The organism is Streptomyces sp. NPDC001536 (genome assembly GCF_042894505.1).
Classification (GTDB): domain Bacteria; phylum Actinomycetota; class Actinomycetes; order Streptomycetales; family Streptomycetaceae; genus Streptomyces.
Genome location: NZ_JBIAVQ010000012.1, coordinates 44,319 through 63,767, shown reverse-complemented (window position 1 = coordinate 63,767; position 19,449 = coordinate 44,319). Strand labels below are relative to the sequence as shown.

General features: G+C 68.6%; 17 protein-coding genes. 9 read left to right on the top strand and 8 right to left on the bottom strand.

Annotated features, from left to right (window positions below; all coding sequences use genetic code 11):
• Nucleotides 1-235 precede the first annotated feature (235 nt).
• Both ACFY0U_RS29820 and ACFY0U_RS29815 read left to right on the top strand, forming a co-directional pair.
• Nucleotides 236-889, top strand: a complete 654-nt coding sequence (locus tag ACFY0U_RS29820; RefSeq protein ID WP_388641078.1) for an HAD family hydrolase — start codon at nt 236-238, stop codon at nt 887-889.
• Nucleotides 890-1,220: 331 nt separating this feature from the next.
• The gene (locus tag ACFY0U_RS29815) at nt 1,221-2,147 is read left to right on the top strand and encodes a DUF1353 domain-containing protein (RefSeq protein ID WP_388641077.1); all 927 of its coding nucleotides are present in this window, start codon (nt 1,221-1,223) and stop codon (nt 2,145-2,147) included.
• Between the two features lie 9 nt (nt 2,148-2,156).
• On the opposite strand, the gene ACFY0U_RS29810 is transcribed toward ACFY0U_RS29815, so the two are convergent.
• Nucleotides 2,157-2,450 (bottom strand): antibiotic biosynthesis monooxygenase family protein, encoded by a 294-nt coding sequence (locus ACFY0U_RS29810; protein WP_388641075.1) that lies wholly within the window; start codon nt 2,448-2,450, stop codon nt 2,157-2,159.
• 64 nt (nt 2,451-2,514) lie between these two features.
• Nucleotides 2,515-3,003 (bottom strand): Rid family hydrolase, encoded by a 489-nt coding sequence (locus ACFY0U_RS29805; RefSeq protein ID WP_388641073.1) that lies wholly within the window; start codon nt 3,001-3,003, stop codon nt 2,515-2,517.
• 72 nt (nt 3,004-3,075) lie between these two features.
• On the opposite strand from ACFY0U_RS29805, the gene ACFY0U_RS29800 reads away from it, so the two are divergent.
• Entirely contained in the window at nt 3,076-3,996 is a 921-nt protein-coding gene (locus tag ACFY0U_RS29800) for a LysR family transcriptional regulator (protein WP_388641072.1), read from the top strand.
• Here the strand turns inward: ACFY0U_RS29800 and ACFY0U_RS29795 are convergent.
• Nucleotides 3,985-4,620 carry a hypothetical protein gene (locus tag ACFY0U_RS29795; RefSeq protein WP_388641071.1) on the bottom strand — a complete coding sequence of 212 codons (636 nt, stop codon included), beginning with the start codon at nt 4,618-4,620 and terminating at the stop codon, nt 3,985-3,987. The two genes, ACFY0U_RS29800 and ACFY0U_RS29795, sit on opposite strands and share 12 nt — an antisense overlap.
• A 312-nt stretch (nt 4,621-4,932) precedes the next feature.
• On the opposite strand from ACFY0U_RS29795, the gene ACFY0U_RS29790 reads away from it, so the two are divergent.
• A complete protein-coding gene (locus tag ACFY0U_RS29790) occupies nt 4,933-5,622 on the top strand; it encodes a hypothetical protein (protein ID WP_388641069.1) in 690 nt (229 codons plus the stop codon).
• 48 nt (nt 5,623-5,670) lie between these two features.
• Here the strand turns inward: ACFY0U_RS29790 and ACFY0U_RS29785 are convergent, their stop codons facing one another.
• On the bottom strand, nt 5,671-8,553 hold the full coding sequence (locus tag ACFY0U_RS29785) for an AAA family ATPase (protein ID WP_388641067.1): 2,883 nt from the start codon (nt 8,551-8,553) through the stop codon (nt 5,671-5,673).
• 292 nt (nt 8,554-8,845) lie between these two features.
• Here ACFY0U_RS29785 and ACFY0U_RS29780 point away from each other — a divergent pair, with 292 nt between their 5' ends.
• Together ACFY0U_RS29780 and ACFY0U_RS29775 are read left to right on the top strand one after the other, a co-directional pair.
• Nucleotides 8,846-9,124: a hypothetical protein gene (locus ACFY0U_RS29780; protein WP_388641065.1), complete on the top strand. Its 279-nt coding sequence runs from the start codon at nt 8,846-8,848 to the stop codon at nt 9,122-9,124.
• Nucleotides 9,125-9,503: 379 nt separating this feature from the next.
• Nucleotides 9,504-9,707: a DUF397 domain-containing protein gene (locus ACFY0U_RS29775; protein ID WP_388641063.1), complete on the top strand. Its 204-nt coding sequence runs from the start codon at nt 9,504-9,506 to the stop codon at nt 9,705-9,707.
• 899 nt (nt 9,708-10,606) lie between these two features.
• Here ACFY0U_RS29775 and ACFY0U_RS29770 read toward each other — a convergent pair.
• Nucleotides 10,607-11,509 (bottom strand): helix-turn-helix domain-containing protein, encoded by a 903-nt coding sequence (locus ACFY0U_RS29770; protein WP_388641062.1) that lies wholly within the window; start codon nt 11,507-11,509, stop codon nt 10,607-10,609.
• 726 nt (nt 11,510-12,235) lie between these two features.
• Nucleotides 12,236-12,415, bottom strand: coding sequence for a hypothetical protein (locus ACFY0U_RS29765; RefSeq protein WP_388641060.1), 180 nt, complete (start codon nt 12,413-12,415; stop codon nt 12,236-12,238).
• Between the two features lie 220 nt (nt 12,416-12,635).
• Here ACFY0U_RS29765 and ACFY0U_RS29760 point away from each other — a divergent pair, with 220 nt between their 5' ends.
• Nucleotides 12,636-13,853 (top strand): GNAT family N-acetyltransferase, encoded by a 1,218-nt coding sequence (locus ACFY0U_RS29760; protein ID WP_388641058.1) that lies wholly within the window; start codon nt 12,636-12,638, stop codon nt 13,851-13,853.
• Between the two features lie 169 nt (nt 13,854-14,022).
• Here the strand turns inward: ACFY0U_RS29760 and ACFY0U_RS29755 are convergent, their stop codons facing one another.
• Nucleotides 14,023-16,374, bottom strand: a complete 2,352-nt coding sequence (locus ACFY0U_RS29755; protein WP_388641056.1) for an FtsX-like permease family protein — start codon at nt 16,372-16,374, stop codon at nt 14,023-14,025.
• Complete coding sequence (locus tag ACFY0U_RS29750; RefSeq protein ID WP_388641055.1) at nt 16,371-17,078, bottom strand: ABC transporter ATP-binding protein; 708 nt, start codon at nt 17,076-17,078, stop codon at nt 16,371-16,373. The genes ACFY0U_RS29755 and ACFY0U_RS29750 overlap by 4 nt, the downstream gene beginning before the upstream one ends.
• A 160-nt stretch (nt 17,079-17,238) precedes the next feature.
• Between ACFY0U_RS29750 and ACFY0U_RS29745 the strand changes: the two genes are divergently transcribed.
• Together ACFY0U_RS29745 and ACFY0U_RS29740 are read left to right on the top strand one after the other, a co-directional pair.
• On the top strand, nt 17,239-18,597 hold the full coding sequence (locus ACFY0U_RS29745; protein ID WP_388641053.1) for a sensor histidine kinase: 1,359 nt from the start codon (nt 17,239-17,241) through the stop codon (nt 18,595-18,597).
• A complete protein-coding gene (locus ACFY0U_RS29740) occupies nt 18,594-19,292 on the top strand; it encodes a response regulator (protein WP_388641051.1) in 699 nt (232 codons plus the stop codon). Before ACFY0U_RS29745 ends, ACFY0U_RS29740 begins: the two co-directional genes overlap by 4 nt.
• Nucleotides 19,293-19,449: the final 157 nt, after the last annotated feature.

Below are 19,449 nucleotides of genomic sequence, written 5' to 3'. Positions count from 1 at the left end.
CGAGCTGTACCGGCACGGCGAGGCGAGCTCAGTGAGTCATCGGTTCTTTGGTAGCGGGCAGCGGTTCCGCGGTCGTCGGGGATCTGCTCGTTGAGGGTCTTCGCATGCGGTCCGCGACCGCCGAGTGGTGATTCAGCTCTTCCCGGCAGCCGCTGACGACCGCTCACCGCAGCCGGTATCGAGCCGCTTCCTGGCCGCACGCCCCATCAGGATTCAGCAAGTTAGGGTCGGCGGCATGCGCCTCGCCCTCTTCGACCTGGACGGCACCCTGGTCGACCGCCGCGCCGCGTTCGCGGATGCCATAGCCGACCTGGCCCACGACCACGCCTACGGCCCCGAGATCGAGGGCTGGCTGCTCACCGAACTGGCCGACCATGCGGATCGCAACGACTTCGACCGTCTGCGCGCCGCCTTCCGGATCGAGGAGTCGGCCGAGCATCTGTGGCGGGTCTACGTCGACCGCATGGCGGCCGCCGTCCACTGCCGCCCCGCCGTCCTCGACAGCTTGGCCCGCCTCAAAGACGCCGGCTGGAGCGTCGGTGTCGCCACCAACGGCGCGAGTGACATTCAGCGTGCCAAAGTCCAGGCCACCGGCCTCGCCGACTTCATCGACGGCATCGCCGCCTCCGGCGACATCGACGTACGCAAGCCCGACCCACGCCTCTTCGAGCTCGCCGCCGCACGGTGCGGCACCCAACTCACCTCCGGCGACTGGATGACCGGCGACAACCCCGAGACCGACATCGCCGGCGGCGCGGCCGCGGGCCTGCGCACCATCTGGGTGCGCGGACAATCCTGGCCCGACGACCTCACGGTCCCTCACCATGCCGTGGACGACGTCACCGACGCCATCGACCATCTCCTCACCCACCGATCACACGCTCGGTAAGTCCTTGGAGACGGGGCGAGTCAGTGGGAGGAGGCAAAGCTGGCGTGGGTGCCGCACCAGCTCCTCGGAGGCGGCTGGTTGGTGCTGACCAGTGTGGTGCCGGGTGCATCTACGTGCTCGACCGCGTAAGTGAGGGGTGACCAGGTCGGCCGTCCGCGAAGCCTCCGCGCCCATGGGAGTCACATCCTGGCGCCGACCAGACAGAGCCGAACGGCACCGCCGCGGGGCGCTGATAAGGACATCCGGGTGACTGACCGCGAGGAAGGCGAGTAGTGGCAGGTGAGCGCCGGGAATATGGAGGAGGAACCCGTCTGGCACGAGGGAGGCGTACATGGGCGCACCTGACGGCAGTGGCCCGATCGCCGAGGAACCGCGTCGGTTCTACGACGGTGGCATCGACGAGTCAGCGGAACAGGAGGAGGTCCGGCCCGACCCGCGTTCCGATGCCCGCATCGAGCTGAAGCGGGTCGTCGAGGGCGGCCGTGAGTACTTCATGATGCAGCGCCGTATCGCGTACCGCGATCGGCATCTGGGCGAGTTCCTGGTGCCCCGGGAGACGGGTACCTTCCACACCGACCTGACCTCGGTGCCCGCCTTTCTCACGTGGCTCGTGCCGAAGACCGGCGACCATCTCCCGGCGACGTTGCTGCACGACGGACTGAGCCACCCGAAGGACGTCCCCGAATACACCTCGACCGACGGCAAGGTCGTGTGGCGTGCGGAAGCCGACCGCGTCCTGCGCGACGCGCTGGCGGACGCCGGCACCGCGCTGATCCGGCGGTGGCTGATCTGGTCGGCGGTGGCGATGGCGACCATGCTGCGCGGCGAGGGAACGAACTGGCCGACATGGCTCAAGTGGCGTTACCGCCTGATCGTGGGAGTGACCGGTCTGGGCATCCTGGTGCTCGGCACCTGGGCGACCCTCGACCTCTTCGACGTCGAGATCTCCTGGCTCGGCGGCCTGTGGTGGATGGGCAACCGGCCATGGTGGGTGGAACTCGTCGGCGGGCTGACGGCGGCGATCGTGTTCTCGGTGGTCTGGTCGGTGACCTGGGGACGCTTCTGGAGGGCCGGCGCGGTCGTGGGGGTGAGCCTGGCGGTGCTGTTGCACGTCACGGCGGCGCTCCTGCTCATCTCCGCGGGGTACCAGGTGATGGAGCGCTTCACGAAGAAGGCGCCGAAGGCGGCACGCACGCTGGCATGTCTCGGGCTGCTGGCGGCACTGGCCGGGTTCATCGCGGTGCTGGCGACTTCCTGAGGCAAGTGCCTACGGTCGCGTGAACCCGCGGCTCCGCTCCACCTTCGCGACATGGAGCGTGTAGCTCTCGTACCAGTCGGCTCGCCCGCGCTTCTGCGCCGCGCGGTGCTCGGCGGTGGTCCGCCACTGTCTGAGGGCATCGGCGTCACGAAAGTAGCTGACGGTGATCCCCAGCCCGCCGGGGGTCTGCGCGTGGTCCATCCCCAGGTATCCGGGGAGGTTCTTCACCAGCTCTTCCAGGTGTGCGTCGGTCTCACTGAAGCCGCTCTGGACCTGGGTTCGCACCGTGGTGAAGACAGCCATGCAGTAAGGGGGTTCATGGGCTGCTACGGGCGTGGCGGGTGCTTCGGCTCGACCGCTCACGGCGTCACTGTGAGGAGGGGTGGGCACAATGATGCGGTGTCCTTTCGTGACAGGGACGCATCGGGGATACGGCGTTGGTCAAGGCTGTCCGGGCTCGCACGGTCAAGCGGTCGGCCGCCGCGGGTACACCTCGATCTCGATCTTCATACGGGCATCGGAGAGGCCGCACATGAGCATCGTGGCGGCCGGGCGGACCTGCCCGAACGTGCGCCGCAGTACGGGCCAGCAGGGGCGCGAAGTCGGCCCGGTCGGGCAGCAGATAGCGCACCCGCACCACGTCGGCGAAGGTGAACTCCGCCTCGGCCAGCGCGGCCTCGATATTGCGCAGGCACTGCTCGGCCTGCTCCACCACTTCGTCGGAGACCGTCATGGTGGCGTAGTTGAACCCGGTCGTCCCGGACACGTGAACCCAGTCGCCGTCGACGACGGCGCGGGCATAGCCGATCCGCTCTTCGAACGTCGAGCCGCTGAGGATGGAACGTCGCTCCGTCATGCGCCGAACGCTAGGTGAGCAGCGCAGATACGTCTAATACAACTTCTGGTATGAAGTGATATCTCTGAGCGTATGGAACGCCCTGAACTTCCTCTTCAGCAACTGCACGCCTTCGTCGTGGTCGCCGAGGAACTCCACTTCGGCCGTGCCGCAACCCGCCTGGGCATCGCCCAGCCGCCACTGAGCCAGCAGATCCGGCGTCTGGAAGACAAGGTCGGCCACCCGCTGTTCAGCCGCGGACCAGGACCTGTCGCCCTCACTCCGGCGGGCCGCGAACTCCTCCCCGCCGCCCGGCACGCCCTCAACGGCCTCGCGGACGGCCTGGCCGCGGCCCGAGACGTCGGCGGCGGCAGGATCGGCCGGCTGCGGATCGGCTTCGCCGCCTCCCTCGCCCTCACCGTCCTGCCCGGTCTGCTGCGAACCTTCCGGGAACGGTTTCCCGCCGCGGAGCTGGGCATCCAGGAAATGACCACCACGCCCCAACTGGCCGCTCTGCGCGAAAAGACGATCGACATCGGCCTGCTGCGCGAACCGCCGGCCGACGACGTGGAACTCGCATTCGCGACCGTGCTGACAGAACCCTTTGTGGCCGTCCTGCCGTCCGCGCACCCCTTGGCAGCACAACGCGCCGTCCACATCGACCAGTTGGCGCACTGCCCCTTCGTGCTTCTGCCACGCGCGGTCGGCCCGTCGCTCTACGACCAGATCACCAGCATGTGCGTCACAGCGGGCTTCACGCCCCGGGTGGCACAGCACGCGGTGGAATGGCAGACCGTCTGCGCCCTGGTGGAGACCGGGCTGGGGGTGTCAGTGGCTCCGGAGAGCATCCGCCGTATCCGCCTCAAAGGCGTCGCCTTTCGCAGGCTGGAGCCCAACACCACTCGCACACGGGTCGCCGTCGCCTGGCGAAAGAACGACTCGAATCCCCTGGTCCCACACCGTCTCACTGCCCTCGGCGACCGGGCCACCGGGGCCGCGTGGTCAACGGTCTGAACGCCTGGCAGCGCCAGGTACGCGGCCCGCGAGCCAGACCGCGATCCGCTCCTTGAACTCGCGGTTGACGTCGGGACTGTCGCAAAGAGTGAACTGTTCCAGGTACTGCAAAATGTTCTCCGAGCGGTCCGGGTTACGCACCGCGAACACGTCGACGCCGATCTCGCCCGTCGTGGCGATGACGTACACGCTGCCGTCGAGAGCCATCATCGCGAAGCCCGGGTGACCCGCGTGTATGCCGAGGAACGCCGATGCCGCGCCCCGGCCCATGATGTCCCAGGAGTCCAGAAGCCGGACCCGGGTCCAGAGCGACGGCGTGGCGCTGTCGCTGTGCAGCTTCCGCAGGGCGGCCCGGTGCGTGCGGGTGCCCTGGGGAAGCTGGACGAGGAACTCACGCCGGTCATCGAGAAGACCGGAGGACACGGCGAGCTCGTACCAGTCCTCATTGAGCCGCTCGACAAGCCGTGGCGTGTCGTACCGGTACGAGAAACCGCCGGCAATGTCCTCAGTACGGTATCCGACGACGAACGGCATCATGCCGTCCGGAACAGCGTCCGGAATCACCTCAAGACCGGCCCGCCGCAGCGGCCGGTACACCTTGCGGTCGCGCTCCTCGGTACCCACCGGTGACTGTTCTACCAGGCCACCGGGCCGGCTGATCGTGGTGGTCCTGATGATCGTCCGCCCCGGCTCGACGACAGGTGCACAACGGCTCGCCCACCGCAGCGAACCTCGTAGTACATCCCGGTGCTGATGGAATCGGGTCTTTGGACAACTGACGCCCCAGTAGGCGCCTTCGGTAGAACTACGCAATCTGTTACGGGCTTTCATCGCAAGGGGTCTGCGACGCGTGCGGGTGTCGGCGGCGTGTGTGACTCTGGGGCCGGCAGCAAGGTCAATGGCTGGTGAGCGGTGTCGAAGCAGGCGGGGGAAGTCATGGGAAGTGCACGCGCGTTCTTTATACCGGCCGCCGCCGTGGCAGCGCTGCTCACCGTCTCAGGGTGTTCGGACGACAAGCCGACCGCCCAGGCCTCCCCGTCCAAGAAGGCTTCCCCCTCGGAGCTCGCTCACTACACGGCCGCCCCCGACCCGACCGCACCGACGGAGACCGCGACGACGGCCGCGCCGACGGAGTGCGTGAAGACCACCGGCATGAGCGTCGAGAAGCTGACCGCCTATCTGAAGGAACTGCCCAACAGCAGCGGCGCATACCAGTCCAAGGGTTTGACCCTGGACTCCTCAGGCCTGAACTTCACCCCGGAGGCGTTCCAGAGGCCCTGCAAGGCAGCCACGGTGAAGCTCGCCCGCTACTGGGTCGAGTTCGAGAAGACGAGGGAGGAAACTGCCGTCAGCCCAGCCTCCTACGAGTACGAGTACTCGCCGATCAGCGTCACCTCCGTCAAGGCCGGCCCGAAGGACGGCCGAGTCCCCGACACCGCGCCACCGGCGGGCTCCGACTGCCAGGGCTCGCTCTCGGTGGTCTACCTCGGCGAGGACATTCCGCTGCGATACCTGTCGTCCGACTTGGAGCTGACCGACACGACAGCCCCCGTCCCGGTCGATGTGGTCGGAGACGGGGTGCTGTCGGCGCTCTACGTCCCACCGATCAGTCTGGTGTCCTGCTGACAGATTGCGCGGACCCCGAGTCGTCCGCCTGCACGATCACCGGCGAGCTCAGACGGGCCCGGTAGTCCCGCTCGTCGCGTCGTTCAGCTCAAGCCTGGTCTGGAGGACGGCGAGGGCGGCCCGCGAAGTGACGCCGGTCTTGCGGTAGATGCGGCTGAGATGGGATTCGACCGTGCGGGGGCTGAGGAAGAGACGGGCGGCGATGGCTGGGGTGGTCAGGCCTGCGGCGACCAGGGAGGCGATCTCGCGTTCGCGGGCGGAGAGGCCCGGGACCGGGGCTGGAGGCTGGGGCACGGTGTGTACGAGGGGGTGGATCGCGTCGGCCAGGCCTGTCAGTTGATGCGCGCCGCCGGTCACGGCGAGCTGTCGGGCGCGTGTCCACATGGCGCTGCCGCGGTCCGGATTACCGGCGACGGCCAGGGGTGCGCCGAGCAGCAGGCTGAACGCTTCCCACAGCACGGCTCCCCCGCGGGCCGTCTTGTCCACGGCCTCCTCGAACAGTTCGGCGGCCGCTGCTGTGTCGCCGCCGGCGGACAGACAGTGGGCGGTGCTGCGCAGCGCTGACGCCTGCTGCGAGGGCAAGCCCAGCTGCTCCGCCTCATTACGGGCCCGCTCCGCCCAGGTCGCCGCGGCATCCGTGTTGCCGGACAGGATGGCGGAGTTGACGAGGATCTCCAGGATGAGCGGACGCATGGACGGGTGCAGTCCGTTCAGGTCGTCGCCTCCGCCACGAAGGACCGCGGCCCGGGCGCGCTGCGGATCACCGGCGAGCATCGCCGCCTGAGCGAGCACACACCAGGCGATGGACGCCCACCAGTTGGTACGCGTGCCTGCCGCGGCGACGGCCTCCTCGGCCACCACCAGTGCGGACTGGTCGCCGGGCGGGAGAGCGAACAGCTGGGCGTATGCCTTGTTGGTCAGGACGAAGGCCAGCAGTTCGTCGCTGCCGATGCCGCGGGCGATCGTCTCGGCCTCGTCCGCGAGTTCCACGGCCGAGTCCAGTCGCAGGGTCTGGAGATGGACATACGACTTGCACAGCAACAGGTGTGGCAGGACGTAGAGCTGGCCGCCGCGCCGGGCGATGGCCAGGCCGCGATCGGCGTGCCGTTCGGCATCGGCGTACCGCTCAAGGAACGCCTCGGCCCAGCCGAGCCGGGCCAGCGGCTCGCACAGATCCGCGAGGTCGTGATCGGTAAGGGCGTCGACGAGCGCGGCGGCCCGGTCGGTGGCCTCCCGTGCGGCACCCATGTTGCCTTCGTACGTCTCCCCGAGGGCCGCGATCGAGAGGGCGCCCGCCTGGGTGACCTCGTCGCCCAGCGACCGGGCCAGGTCGAGGGTGGCGGCCACGTCGGCACGCAGCTGGGGGTAGGCGGTGGCGTGCGGCACGGACGAGCCCAGTTCCAGGCCGAGTTGTACCTTGTCGGCGTCGGATGGGCCCGGTGTGCGGGAGAGTTCGCGGCGCAGCAGGGCAACTGCCTCGGCGTACCGACCGAGGTGACGCTCCATCACCGCGCACAGAGTCACGGCGGAGGCCCACACGCTTCGCTCCGCCCCCGCCTCGTCCGGCGGTGACATGGCGATCACCTCGTGCAGCAGGTCCCGGCTCTCCCGCAGTCCTCCGCACACGCCCAGGGCACGGGCCTGTCGCAGCATCAGATCGCGGCGCAGCGTGGCGTGTTGCGCCTGGTCGGGCAGATGCGTGAGGGCGACGCCCAGCCAATGAGCGCTGCTCGCCGGTGCGGTGGAGGCGGAGCGCTCGGCCGCTTCGGACAGTACGGCGACGGCCTGCGGGTCCCAGCCGGTCAGTGACTGCTCGACGTGGTGGGCGCGTTCGGTGGCGGGGGCTCCGGCGTCGGCCAGTGCGGTCGCGGCAAGGCGGTGCATCCGCGTGCGTTCCATGGGGTGGGTGCTCTCGTGTACGACAGCCCGTAGCACCGGATGGCGCAGTGCCCACCGTCCGCCCGGCCCGGGACGCAGGAGATCACGCTCGACCAGTGCTCCCAGGTCCGCGTCGACTTCGGCCTCGTCCCGGCCGCTCACCGCGGCCAGCAGAGCAGCGCTGCCACGGTCGCCCAGGACGGCCACCGCCTCGGCGGTACGGCGCTGCGCCGCGGTCAGCGGGGTCAGTTCGTCCAGCAGGACGGAGCCGAGGCCCGTTGCGTGCAGTAGTGCGTCCTGTCCGGCGTTCCGACCCGCTTGTCGGGCCTGGAGGAGGGCGAGGAAGTACAGCGGATTGCCGTCGCTGGCGGCGTACAGCTCGGCGGCCCGGCCAGGCTGCAAGCCGGGTGCCAGCCCAGGGGCTTCGACGCACGCCCGTAAGGCGAGGGGTCCGAGGTTCAGGCGTAGCACAGTGCCCATGTCGATGCCGCGAGTGAGCGCGGCATCCAGGGAGGCCATGGTCTGACGGTTGCGACGGGCCACGACCATCACGACGGGGGCGTTCGGGGGATGGCGGACGAGGTGGTCGAGGAGTTCCAGGGACGCCGGGTCCGCCCAATGCAGATCGTCAAACGCCACGACGAGCCCGGGGCCGGGGCTGCTGCGGGCGATCCGTACGAGCAGCTTCGCGATGGAGCGCTGCAACCCGAAGCGGTCGCCGCGCCGGTCCGTGGCACCCCGATCCGTCAACTCCATGTCGTGGTCGGCGAGTGCGTCGCTGAACGGCTGGTAGGGGATGTGCTGTTCGTACTCGGTGGCCCGGCCACGCAGTACCGTCATCCCCCGCGCCTGCGCCCGTCGGCAGAACTCGGCCATCAACCGGCTCTTGCCGATGCCTGCGGTCCCGGCGAGGTCCACGACGGAACACCCGCCGTCCCCCTCGAGTGCCCGGTCGAGCACCGTGTCCAGACGCTCCAGCTCTGTCGCCCGGCCCACCAGCGGAGTCACATCGCCACCTAACCTCCCCATGGCCGCGCGGCCCTTCGGGGACATTTCCATGACGATCTTACGTAAACCCTGCCCTGCAGACCGGAGTCGGCCGGACACCCCCGATCACGGGACACCGCTGAGCTCCGACGACCCCAACCCTGACGCACAGCCCTGCCGCCTTCTCGCACAGCCACGGTGCCGCGGTTCCGGACATCGGCGCGGAGTGGCGATCGCCTCCGGTTGTTCGCACGGACGAAGCCGCCGAAGCAGTTCGGGAACTCCCCCTGAGACCTGCGCATTGATCGCTGTTCACACCCGGCGATAACCTGCGGGCCAAACCAGAAAGGCCGGTCCAGTGGGCTTCGACGCAGAACGATCGTCACGTATCGCTGCCACGCAGGAGGCCGCCCGGCCCGTCTGGGAGGCAACCGGCGATCCGGACGCACTCCAACAGTTCCTCAAGGACAACGGGTGTCACGGAGTGGAAGCCGTGGTCGTGACCATGGGCCTGCTGAACTGCGATCTTGCCGAAGCCCAACGAGCTTTCTTCAACGCCCCATGCCGCGACGCCGAGCGCCGTTTCCACAACCACGCCATGGACCTGCTCGAAGAGGCCGCCGACCACAACGCCTGACAGCACCAGCAGTCCTGCGGCCGCAGCTTCGGAATCGGTGGCGTCGTCAATGCCGCAACTCGTCACCATCCCCCAAGAGCGTCATTCGGCAGTGCACAGCGATCGGATGCCCACACGGCGAACGCCACTGCCAGTCAAGGAAGTCGAAGAACGGAACTTCTCACGCAAGACAGCGACGGAGAGGCCCCGACGAGCACTACTCTGACGCACCTGTGAGACATGCGAGCGGTGAAAACGGCTGTGCCGCACGGTCTGCCTGGCGTGTGCAGGGGCGGTCCTGCGCGCATGTAAGCTGTCCACCACCCCAAACTAGACAAGTGCTCACTTTTAGCAACTTTTCACCGTTTACTCGCATTGAGTTAAGAGGATAGGCTCGCAGATGAACGACTCGCGGTCGTGGCACAGGTCATCGTTCAGCGACATGGCCGGAAATCAGTGCGTCGAGGTTGCGCAGACAGCCCTAGGCGTCCTGGTTCGCGACTCCAAGACCATCACCACGGGTCGTCTCGCCTTCGGCGCTGACGCATGGGGCCACTTCGTCGCCTCAACTGGAATCACAGCAATCTCACCCGCGGGCGGCTGAGAAGGACCCCACTCATCGCCGATGCCTCTGTCTTGATCCGATGTCGGTTCAGGACAGAGGCACGCAGTTCAGCGGCCGGGCGTGCCCAAGCGGCCAGCAAGAGCCAGCCCGGCAGTCGCAATGGCACCCGCGGCAGCCTTGCCGGCATCGTCGGGGACCAGTATCAGTATCACGATGGCCGCCCCAAGTGAGGCGATTGCCACGATGACGGCCGCTACCGCATTAGCGCGGGGCAGGACCGGAACGTCCGGGAAACTCCGATGCGGCTGCGCCGGAGGGGGTTCGATGTCCGACATGGTGTACTCCAGTTGGCCCGGGACTTAAGAAGGTGCCGGCTCCCGCTCGCTTGCAGACGAAGGGGCGCCTGCAAAGCAATTTCCCTCCGCCCTACCTGATCACTCATCAGGAAAGCGGCAGGCCTGACCACGTACAGCACCCCTGAACATGAGTGGATGCTGTTCTCGACGCTTCACTTCGACGCCGACCGATTTGCGATCCGGCCACACGCTACCTAGCAGATTGATGGTTTATCCGGCCGTCGAGGCGAGCACACCTTGAGAAGGGCGATGCCTTCCGGGCAGTTCTGCGCCGTTTTACCAGCGGCGATTGCGAACTCGTCCTGGATGCGCAACCGTTGCCCATACGCTGGTGTCCGGTGGCCCGGGCGATCAGCACGGGGCGCATCCCGTTGCAGCGGGGTCGCCTCCACTGTGGCTTCGCCTGTGCGGAGCCACAGCCATGTCAGCAGAACTGCATCACTGCGCCCCTCGGCGCCTCCGTGCGCCCCCACGTGCTGTGGGAAACATGGCTCTGCGCGGTGGCGACGAGGGCCACACCGCCTGCCGTACATGGAGCGTCCTCAAGACCCTCTTTGACGTCCAGCCGAACGGGTTGTCGTCTCAATCGTCAGCGGGCGGATCGATGCGCAAGTCGTGCGGTTCAGTCTCCAGGTGGTCGGCGATACGCAGCAGGACCCGAGGGACCTGGTCGCCCTTGATCGCCTGTTCCTCCAACGCCCAGAAGAGCTCCAAGTAGGAGACAAAGTGCGCCGTTGCCGTGCTCACAGTTGCCGTACCACGCAGGTTCTCGAGGTACACAAACGGCGGCATGTTCTCCTCGAACTCGAACAGTGTGAAGGGGCCCTGCGAAGCGGCGTGAGCACCACGGCTGAACGGAAAGATCATGATGTTGCGCCGGGGGTGGGCTGCCAGCTCGGCAAGCCGACGCAACTGCGCCCGCATGACCCCAGAACCACCGACCTGCCTGCGGATCACCGACTCGTCCAGGATGAAGAACGCTTCCGCATGATCTCGATCGAGTGCTTCCTGGCGCAGCATTCGCGCTTCCAGCATGCGCTGATGTTGCTGCTCAGAGAAGTGGGCCGGCGTGTAGGCCCGGATGATGGCGGTGGCGTACTCCTCGGTCTGGAGCAGACCGGGCATGGCCAACGGCTGAAAGCTGCGGGTGACCAACGCCGACGACTCCATGGCAAGGAAGCTGAGAAAGTCCTTGTCGTAGATGTCTCTGTACTCGGTGAAGGGCATCTTCCGACTCCCCCGAGCCAGGTTCAAAAGCTCCTCGAACCTCGCTTCGTCGACCCCGTACAGGGCCAGCAAAGGGCGTAAGTCATTGATCGAAATACCCACCTCGCCAGCCTCAATGCGCAGCAATTTACTAGGAGACCACTCCATGCGCTCGGCCACCTGACGCTGAGTCATCCGGGCCAGCGTTCGATACTCCCGCAGTTTGGTGCGCAGCCGTAACCGCTGAACCGCCGGGCTTCCCTTGTTCGGCGTTGACATTCGTCCCCCAATCTGCGATACGGCTGATTGTCGCATCACTAAGTGCGAATCAGCCGGCCTGAACAACACACAAAGCAAGCCGTCTTTATGCAAACTCTCAATGCCAGATTCTCCGTCTCTCAGACCTCACATACATCACCAGGCATACCGCGCCATGACGCAAGGCATCAGAACCCACCTCGCGCGCACAATCCGACCGCTCGGGGGCTGCCCACCAACCGCTCCGCAGTAGCAGGAAGGCGACGAAAAGCATGGATGCCCAGCCGACCCGTATCTGCTAGCACTCCAGCTTTAGATCCAGATCTTGCTCGTTGCGCTGGCCCTTCGACTGACCGGTAGGTCGCTTACAGATGCCGGACAGAGTCGCCACCGGGACGCAGCGGCTGAACGGCAGTGCCGCAGGCTCAGCAATCTGGGCAGTCCGGACCACCCGGCGCCTTCGGAAAGTCCGAGCGTCCCTCCAGCCACCCGCAGAGCCGTTCGGCCAGCGTGAGGTCTTCGGGGAACAGAGCGTGTCCGTGCTCAGGGCAGCGGGCGTTGGGATCCCAGCCCCACATGCGGCCTTCTGGGGTGCTGTAGTCAACGAGGGACCAGATCCCACAGCCCCACGTCAGGAGCGGTACAACAGACGGCGGATGGTTGGGCGTTGCGCGCCAGCCCGAGTACTCCTCCATCAGGCGACGGCTGTCGCTGAAGCTGTAGGTCGTATCGGTAAGAGACAGAGCTTCACCCCAGCGACCGAACCCCCCGTCCGCGACTTCGAGATGGATCCCGCTTGAGGAGCGGCGGCATCGCGTGCCCCACCGCAGCCTCGAGCTCGGCCACGACCTCGGGCGGCGCAGGCGGTGGCAGCTCGCCAGGCGCATCCTGCTCGCGGATCCGGTGGATGATCTCGTCGTCAGTCATGCCGGCATTCGTAGCAGCCGTCCCGACATCGCCCGGGCTGCCCGCGGGAACCGATTGTGGTCGCGACAGATCATCGAAGACCGTGGGGACCGGTCTGCAGGCACGTCGATGCGGCCGCGGTCCCGGTCCCAATTCGCTTGCTCCGGCCACGGGTCAACGCTGCACTGTGGCCAGGCACCACGAGTTGTGGTGCCGGTATCACGAGGAGGCAGCGGCGCCGATGGAGATTCGTTCCACGACCGATGACGACTTTGACGTTTTCGTCGACACGGTTCATGCAGCGTTCGGGAGCTTCCCGGAAACGCCGGTCGAGGGCGGTGGGCTCTGGTGGTCGGCGCTTGAGACGGACCGCTGTCTTCTCGCGCTGATGGCGGACGGGCGGCCTGTCGGCACCGCCGCCACGTACTCCTTCGAGCTCACGCTGCCCGGTGAGACCCTGGTTCCGGTGCCTGGGGTGACCGCCGTCGGTGTCCTGCCCTCGCATCGGCGCCAGGGCGTGCTCAGCGCGATGATGCGGCATCAGCTCGCCGAGTCGCGGGCCGACGGGGCGTTCCTCTCCGTGCTGCTGTGCTCCGAGGCCACGATCTACGGCAGGTTCGGCTACGGACCGGCGACCTATACGGCGCAGCTGAAGGTGGAGCACCACCGGGCCGGCCTCACCCTCCCCCGGGCGCGTGGAACGGCAGAGGCGCGGGCGGCCGGCTCGGTCGAGGTGCTGCGGCGTGCCGAGTGCGGCGAAGTCCTGGAAGAGGTCTACGACCGGTATCGCCGCGCCCAGCCCGGCGCGCTGTCCCGGCCGCACCGCTGGTGGGCGTTGCGCGCGGGGCAGCCCCCGATCTCGCCGGCGCCGCGCTACGTCGCCGTTCACCGGGACGCCGACGGTGTCCCGGACGGGTACGCCAGCTACTCGATCGACTCGGGCACTCTGACAGTCGACGAGACCATCACCACCGACGACGCCGTCTTCACTGCCCTGGCCCGGTTCGTCCTCGAACATGACCTGGTCTCTCAGGTGGTGTTCAAGCACGTCCCGCCCGAGCACCCGCTGCGCTGGCAGCTCGCGGACTTCCGCGCCGGCCAGGTGAACGGCGTCATGGACTGGCTCTGGGTGCGGATCCTGGACATCCCCGGTGCTCTGACCGCGCGCGGCTGGTTCACGGACGGCGAACTCGTCCTCGACGTCACCGACCCGTTCCTCGACGAACACAGCCGCTACCTGCTGACCGTCCGCGACGCCAAGGCCGACTGCGTCCCGACGGACCGGGAGCCCGACCTGTCCCTGGACGTGCGCGACCTGGGCTCGATCTACCTCGGCGGCACCACCCCGAGCACACTCGTACGTGCCGGACACATCCAAGCCCACCGCCCGGGCGCGGCCACCTTCGCCGACGCCCTCTTCCGCGCCGACCGCTCCCCGCACTGCCTGCACTGGTTCTGACCACGCGCTCGCCGACTCTGTACAAGTCTCGTTCGTCGGCTACGGGGATTCATTCGCCGTGCACCAGCGCTCATGGTGATGGTGAAGCGAATCCGAACGGGGAAACAGCCAACCGGACCCCACCGCGACTTGCCGTGGGGTCCGGAGGCACAGGTTCCAAAACGCCCTCCTATTCTGTGCGCAGCGCCGTGGCGGTTCGGGCCCGGGCCGCCCAGCCTGCGGGCAGGAGGGCGCCCAGGGTGGCGATGAGCAGGCCGCCGAAGGCGAGTGGGAGCAGTTCGGCCGCGTGGTAGACGGCGGTGACGGATCCGGGGAGGCGGAGCCCCACGCTGTCGCCCATCGCGGGGATGACCCAGCCGTGCAGGGCCACGCCGAGGGGTACGCCCAGCGCGCCCGCGACCAGTCCGGTCACGACGACCGAGGTGAGGACCATCGCGACGGTCTGCCGGGGTGTCATGCCGAGCGCCTTGTGGACGCCGATCTCCCGGACGCGCTCGCGGGTGTCGAGGAGCACGCCGTTCAGTACGCCGAGCGCGGCGACGGCGACGAGCATCAGGGTGAGGATCGCGGACAGTGCGTTGAGTGTGACGACCATGTCGCTGCCGGAGTTGAGTCCGCCGGCCCGGGCTGTGGCTCCGAGGGGTGCCAGATCCTTGTTCAGCGTGTCGACGTAGGCCGTGACGTCGGTGCCTGAAGTGACCGCGATGTGATGGCTCGTCTGCGTCAGGTCGGGATGTGCGTGCGTCAGGGTCGAGGCGTCGGTGAAGACCTGCATGCCGTCGTTGCGGGTGTCGAAGACCTCGCCGACGATGCGGACCGTGACCGGCTCGGCCAGGCCGTTGAGGGTGATGGTGTCGCCGATGCGGGTGTTGGTGGCGGTCAGCATGGGGGTGGGGACCACGGCCTCGCCGGTGCGCTCGATCCAGCGGCCCGAGACCATCCGGTAGCCGCCCCAGGAGGCGTCGCCTGTGAAGGTGTTCACTTCGATGGTGCCGGTCAGACCGGACACGGTCGCCCGTACTGTCGTAGCCCTGTAGTACTTCCCAGTCCCGGGGGCGGCCTTGATGGCCGCGGCGACCGCGGTGGGATCGGCCTTGGGCCGCTTCTCGGAGCCTTGGCTCTGGGGTCCGAAGTCCGGCACGGGCGCGGGGACGACAACGTCCGCTGCGTTGTGGGCCCTTGCTTTCATCACTTGGCCCAGCGAGGCGCCCATCCCCACGGTGAACGTGACGGCGATGGCGCCGAACAGGACGGCGGTGCCCATGGCCAGTGCGCGGGCGGGCCGTGCGAAGGGCCGGGCCAGGCCCAGGGCGACGGGTTGCGGCAACGGCAGCCGTCCCGCGAGGCGGGCCGCCCACCGGCCGCGCCCCGCCGAGGCGGTACGCCCGACGGCGAGCGCGTCGACGGTGCGCAGGCGCCCGGCCCGTAAGGCACTTGCCCACGCGGTCGCCGCCACCAGGCCGAGCACGCCCGCGATCACCGCCAGGTCGACCCAGGGGGCGACGGTCAGGGACGAGGTGCTGTAAACGTCCTGGGCCTCGGCCAGAACGGGGACGGCGAGCAGGTGCCCGGCGAGGAGGCCGAGGGCCGCGCCGACGGCGGCCGGGATCAGCGCCTGGCCGACGTGGGCCGCTACGACCTGCGCCGGGGTGAAGCCGACGGCTTTGAGGACTCCGATACGGCGTGTTCCCGTGCCGACGGCCGACGCGACGACGTTGCCGACGATGAGTACCGACATGACCAGGCCCAGGGCGCCGAAGGCCATGAGGAAGGGGACGTAGAGGGCGGTGTCGCGTTCGACGGTCTTCTTGACGGTGAGCCAGGACTGTTCGCCGACGGCGGCTCCCGGCGGCAGGGATCGGGTTACGGCCTTGCCGCCGGCGGTGATCTGCGCGGCGGTGTCGGCGTCGGTGAAGCGGTAGAGCATCTGGTGGCCGCCGCTGCCGGATGCGGTGAGCGCCGGCATCTGGGACGGCAGTACCCAGGCGTCGGCGGTCTGTGTGACCGAGCGGGCCTCACCGACCACCGTCAGCGTCGGGTCGCCGGGCAGGTCGGGGAAGGTGACCTTCTTGCCCGGGGTCGCGAAGAGCGCGGAGCCGGCGGACAGCACGATCTCGCCGGAGTGGGTGGGCCACCGTCCGTGGAGCAGGGTCAGCTCGTCCACGTCGTGACCGGGACCGTCGCGGCCGACCACGGTCATCGGCCAGCCGGGGCCTCCGATCCCGTCCGACTGCGGGGTGAGCGTCGCCGTGGGGAACGGCCCGGCCGCATCGCTCACCCCTTCAGTGCCCTTGGATGTCGACAGCTGTCCTGCGCTGACGGTGTCCGCGTCGAACTGCATGGACAGATGCGCGCCGCGCCGGTCCGCGAACGCGTCGTCGAAGGGCGCGCCGGAGACCACAAGCAAGGTGCCGCCGAGGACGGAGGCGGCCACCGCCATCATCGTGGCGAGCCCGATCACCAGCGTCTGCACTCGGCGTCGTGCGACCCCCGAACTCACCACCTTGGCGAGCGCGCTCATCGGACGGCCTGCGGCGTGACGGCCTGCGATCCCGTGTCCTGCGTGATCCGGCCGTCGGCGATGCGGACCGTGCGGTTCGTGCAGGACCGGGCCAGTGCCAGGTCGTGGGTGACCACGACGATGGTCTGGCCCTCGGCGTTGAGGCTGGTGAGCAGTTCGCTGACGTCCTGTCCGGCGGCCGTGTCCAGGGCCCCGGTCGGCTCGTCGGCCAGGAGCAGCGCGGGCCGGTTCATCAACGCCCGGGCGACCGCGACGCGTTGCCGTTCGCCACCGGACAGCCGTGCCGGGTAGGCGCGGGCGTGCCGGTCGATGCCCAGCAGTTCCAGGAGTTCTGCCGCCCGGCGGCCTGCCTCGCCCCGTGCCATGCCGGTGAGGCGCGCGGGCAGTACGACGTTGTCGGTGACGGTCAGATCGTCGAGCAGGTTGAAGAACTGGAAGACCATGCCGATCTTCGACCGCCGGTAGAGCGCCGCACCGGCTTCACCGAGCCGGTCCACCCGCACCCCGTCCACGGTGACGGTCCCCTCGTCGGGCCGGTCCAGGCCCGCGATCAGATTGAGCAGCGTGGACTTGCCGCTGCCGGACGGGCCCAGGATCGCGACGGCCTCGCCCGGTCGCACGGTCAGTGATGCCTCGTGCAGAGCGGGCGGGCCGTCGTCGTATCGGCGGCTCACCTCGCGCAGTTCGATCACCGGCAGGGACATGAATGGCTCCTCGGGTAAGGGCAGTTGGCTGCGTGAACGCTAGGAGCGGGCCCGGCCGGCACACGTCGCCCGCTCGAACCCCTTGCGGTACCGAGCTGGGATGAGCCCCGAAAACGTCATCCCTGCGATGTAGGCGGGTGAGGTATCCGGTACGGCGGAAATGACCGCAGGGGCGGACTCCGCGGGTCCGCGCGGCGGCGAGAATGATCCGGTGACGGACGTACGTACGACGCTGGAGCGGATACGGGAAGCCGCCCGCCGGACGGTCCGCGACGCCAGGGTTCCCACTGGTCCGCCGCTACGGCCCACCTGGCGCGCCTGGCAGTTCGACGTGCTGGTGGCGTTCGTGATCGGAATCTCCACCGTCTACTACGCCATCGACAACGTCGATGTCGTCGTGGTGCGGGAGATCGCACCCGGCGTGGCCTACACCGTGGTGCGCCCGTCCGGGCCCGGCGGGCTGGCCTTCATGGTGTCCCTCGCGGTCGTCGCCTCGGGTGCCCTGGCGCTGCGCCGCCGTTGTCCGCTCGCCGTACTGTGCGTCGTGACGGCGGCGACCCTGGCGACACCGCAGAGCGTGCTGCGCCTGACCTTCTACGCGTTCATCATCGCCGTCTACAGCGCCGCCGTGTACAGCCCGTACCGGGTGGCGACCCTGGCGGCGCTGCCGGTGTCGGTCGTCCTGGTCGGCACCTCGGGGGACTCGGTGACACCGATCGTCCCCAACGACTACATCGCCCTGCTGATCCTGGTCCCGATGGCCGTGGCCGCGATCGGCCTGCGTACCTGGAAACTCCGTACCAGCGAGGGCCGTACCCGGATCTCCACCCTGGAACGCGAACGGGCCGAGGAGTTGCGCCGGGCCGTCGAGCACGAGCGGGCCAGGATCGCCCGCGAACTGCACGACGTCGTCACGCACAACGTCAGCGTGATGATCATCCAGGCGGGCGCCGCCCGCAAGATCATGCGGATCTCCCCCGAGGAGGCCGGCGAGGCACTGCTCGCCGTCGAGGCGGGTGGGCGGGCGGCCATGACCGAACTGCGCCACGTCATGGGACTGCTCACGATGGCCGACGAGGACGAGGGTTCGTCCAGCGGTGCGGACCTGACCGACACACCGGAAGAGCTGACCCCGCAACCCGGCCTGGGCCAGCTGGAATCGCTGGTGGGACGGGTGCGGGATGCCGGCCTGCCCGTCGACCTGACCGTGACAGGGCCGCCCCGCCCCCTTCCGCCCGGCCTCGAACTCGCCGCCTACCGCGTGGTCCAGGAAGCCCTGACCAACACGGTGAAGCACGCGTCCGGCGCCAGGGCCGCCGTGACTGTCGAATACGGCCCGGACCGGCTCCGGGTGGAAGTCACCGACACCGGTGGGCGATCGAGCGGGGCCGTCGGAAGCGGCCGGGGACTGATCGGGCTGCGCGAGCGCCTCGCCGTCCACGACGGAACCCTGAACACCGGCCGACGCCTGACCGGCGGGTACCGTGTGGAAGCCCTGATCCCCCTGGAGGGACCGTGACCGAGCCGCTGCGCGTGCTCCTCGCCGACGACCAGACCCTGGTCCGCACCGGATTCCGGTTGATCCTCCGCGCCGAGGGCATCGACGTCGTCGCCGAGGCGACCAACGGGAGCGAAGCCGTCGAGGCGGTCCGCCGTACCCGGCCCGACGTGGTCCTGATGGACATCCGGATGCCCGAGATGGACGGCCTGGAGGCCACCCGCCGCATCCTCACCGGGGCCGCCGACGCGCCCCGCGTCATCATCCTGACCACGTTCGACCTCGACCGGTACGTCTACGCCGCCCTGTCCGCCGGTGCCAGCGGCTTCCTCCTCAAGGACGTCACCCCCGAGCAACTGACCGCGGCCGTCCGCACGGTCCGCACCGGCGACGCCCTCCTCGCACCCGCCATCACCCGCCGTCTCGTGCAGCGGTTCGCACACCAGGGCAGCGACACCGCCGCCCTCCACCGCGACCTCGCCTCGCTCACCCCACGCGAACTGGAAGTCCTCGGCCTGCTGGCCCGAGGCCTGAGCAACGCCGAACTCGCCACCCGCCTCCACCTGGCCGAGGCGACCGTCAAGACGCACGTCGCCCGCATCCTCGCCAAGCTCGGACTCCGTGACCGTGTCCAGGCCGTCATCGTCGCCTACGAGACCGGGTTGGTCAGCGTCGGCGCGGGCGGGGTCGCCCAGCGGTCGACTGAGCAGACATAGAGCGAAGCCGAGCTGTGCTTGACGTGGACGAACACCGTGTGGTCGGCGGCAGGTTCTTCCACTTCGAGGTCGCGGGCATGCGCGCGCAGGGTGACGGACGCTCCGCAGGTGCCTCCCACTCTCAGACCCACCTCCACCGCCTTGAGAAACGGCTCCA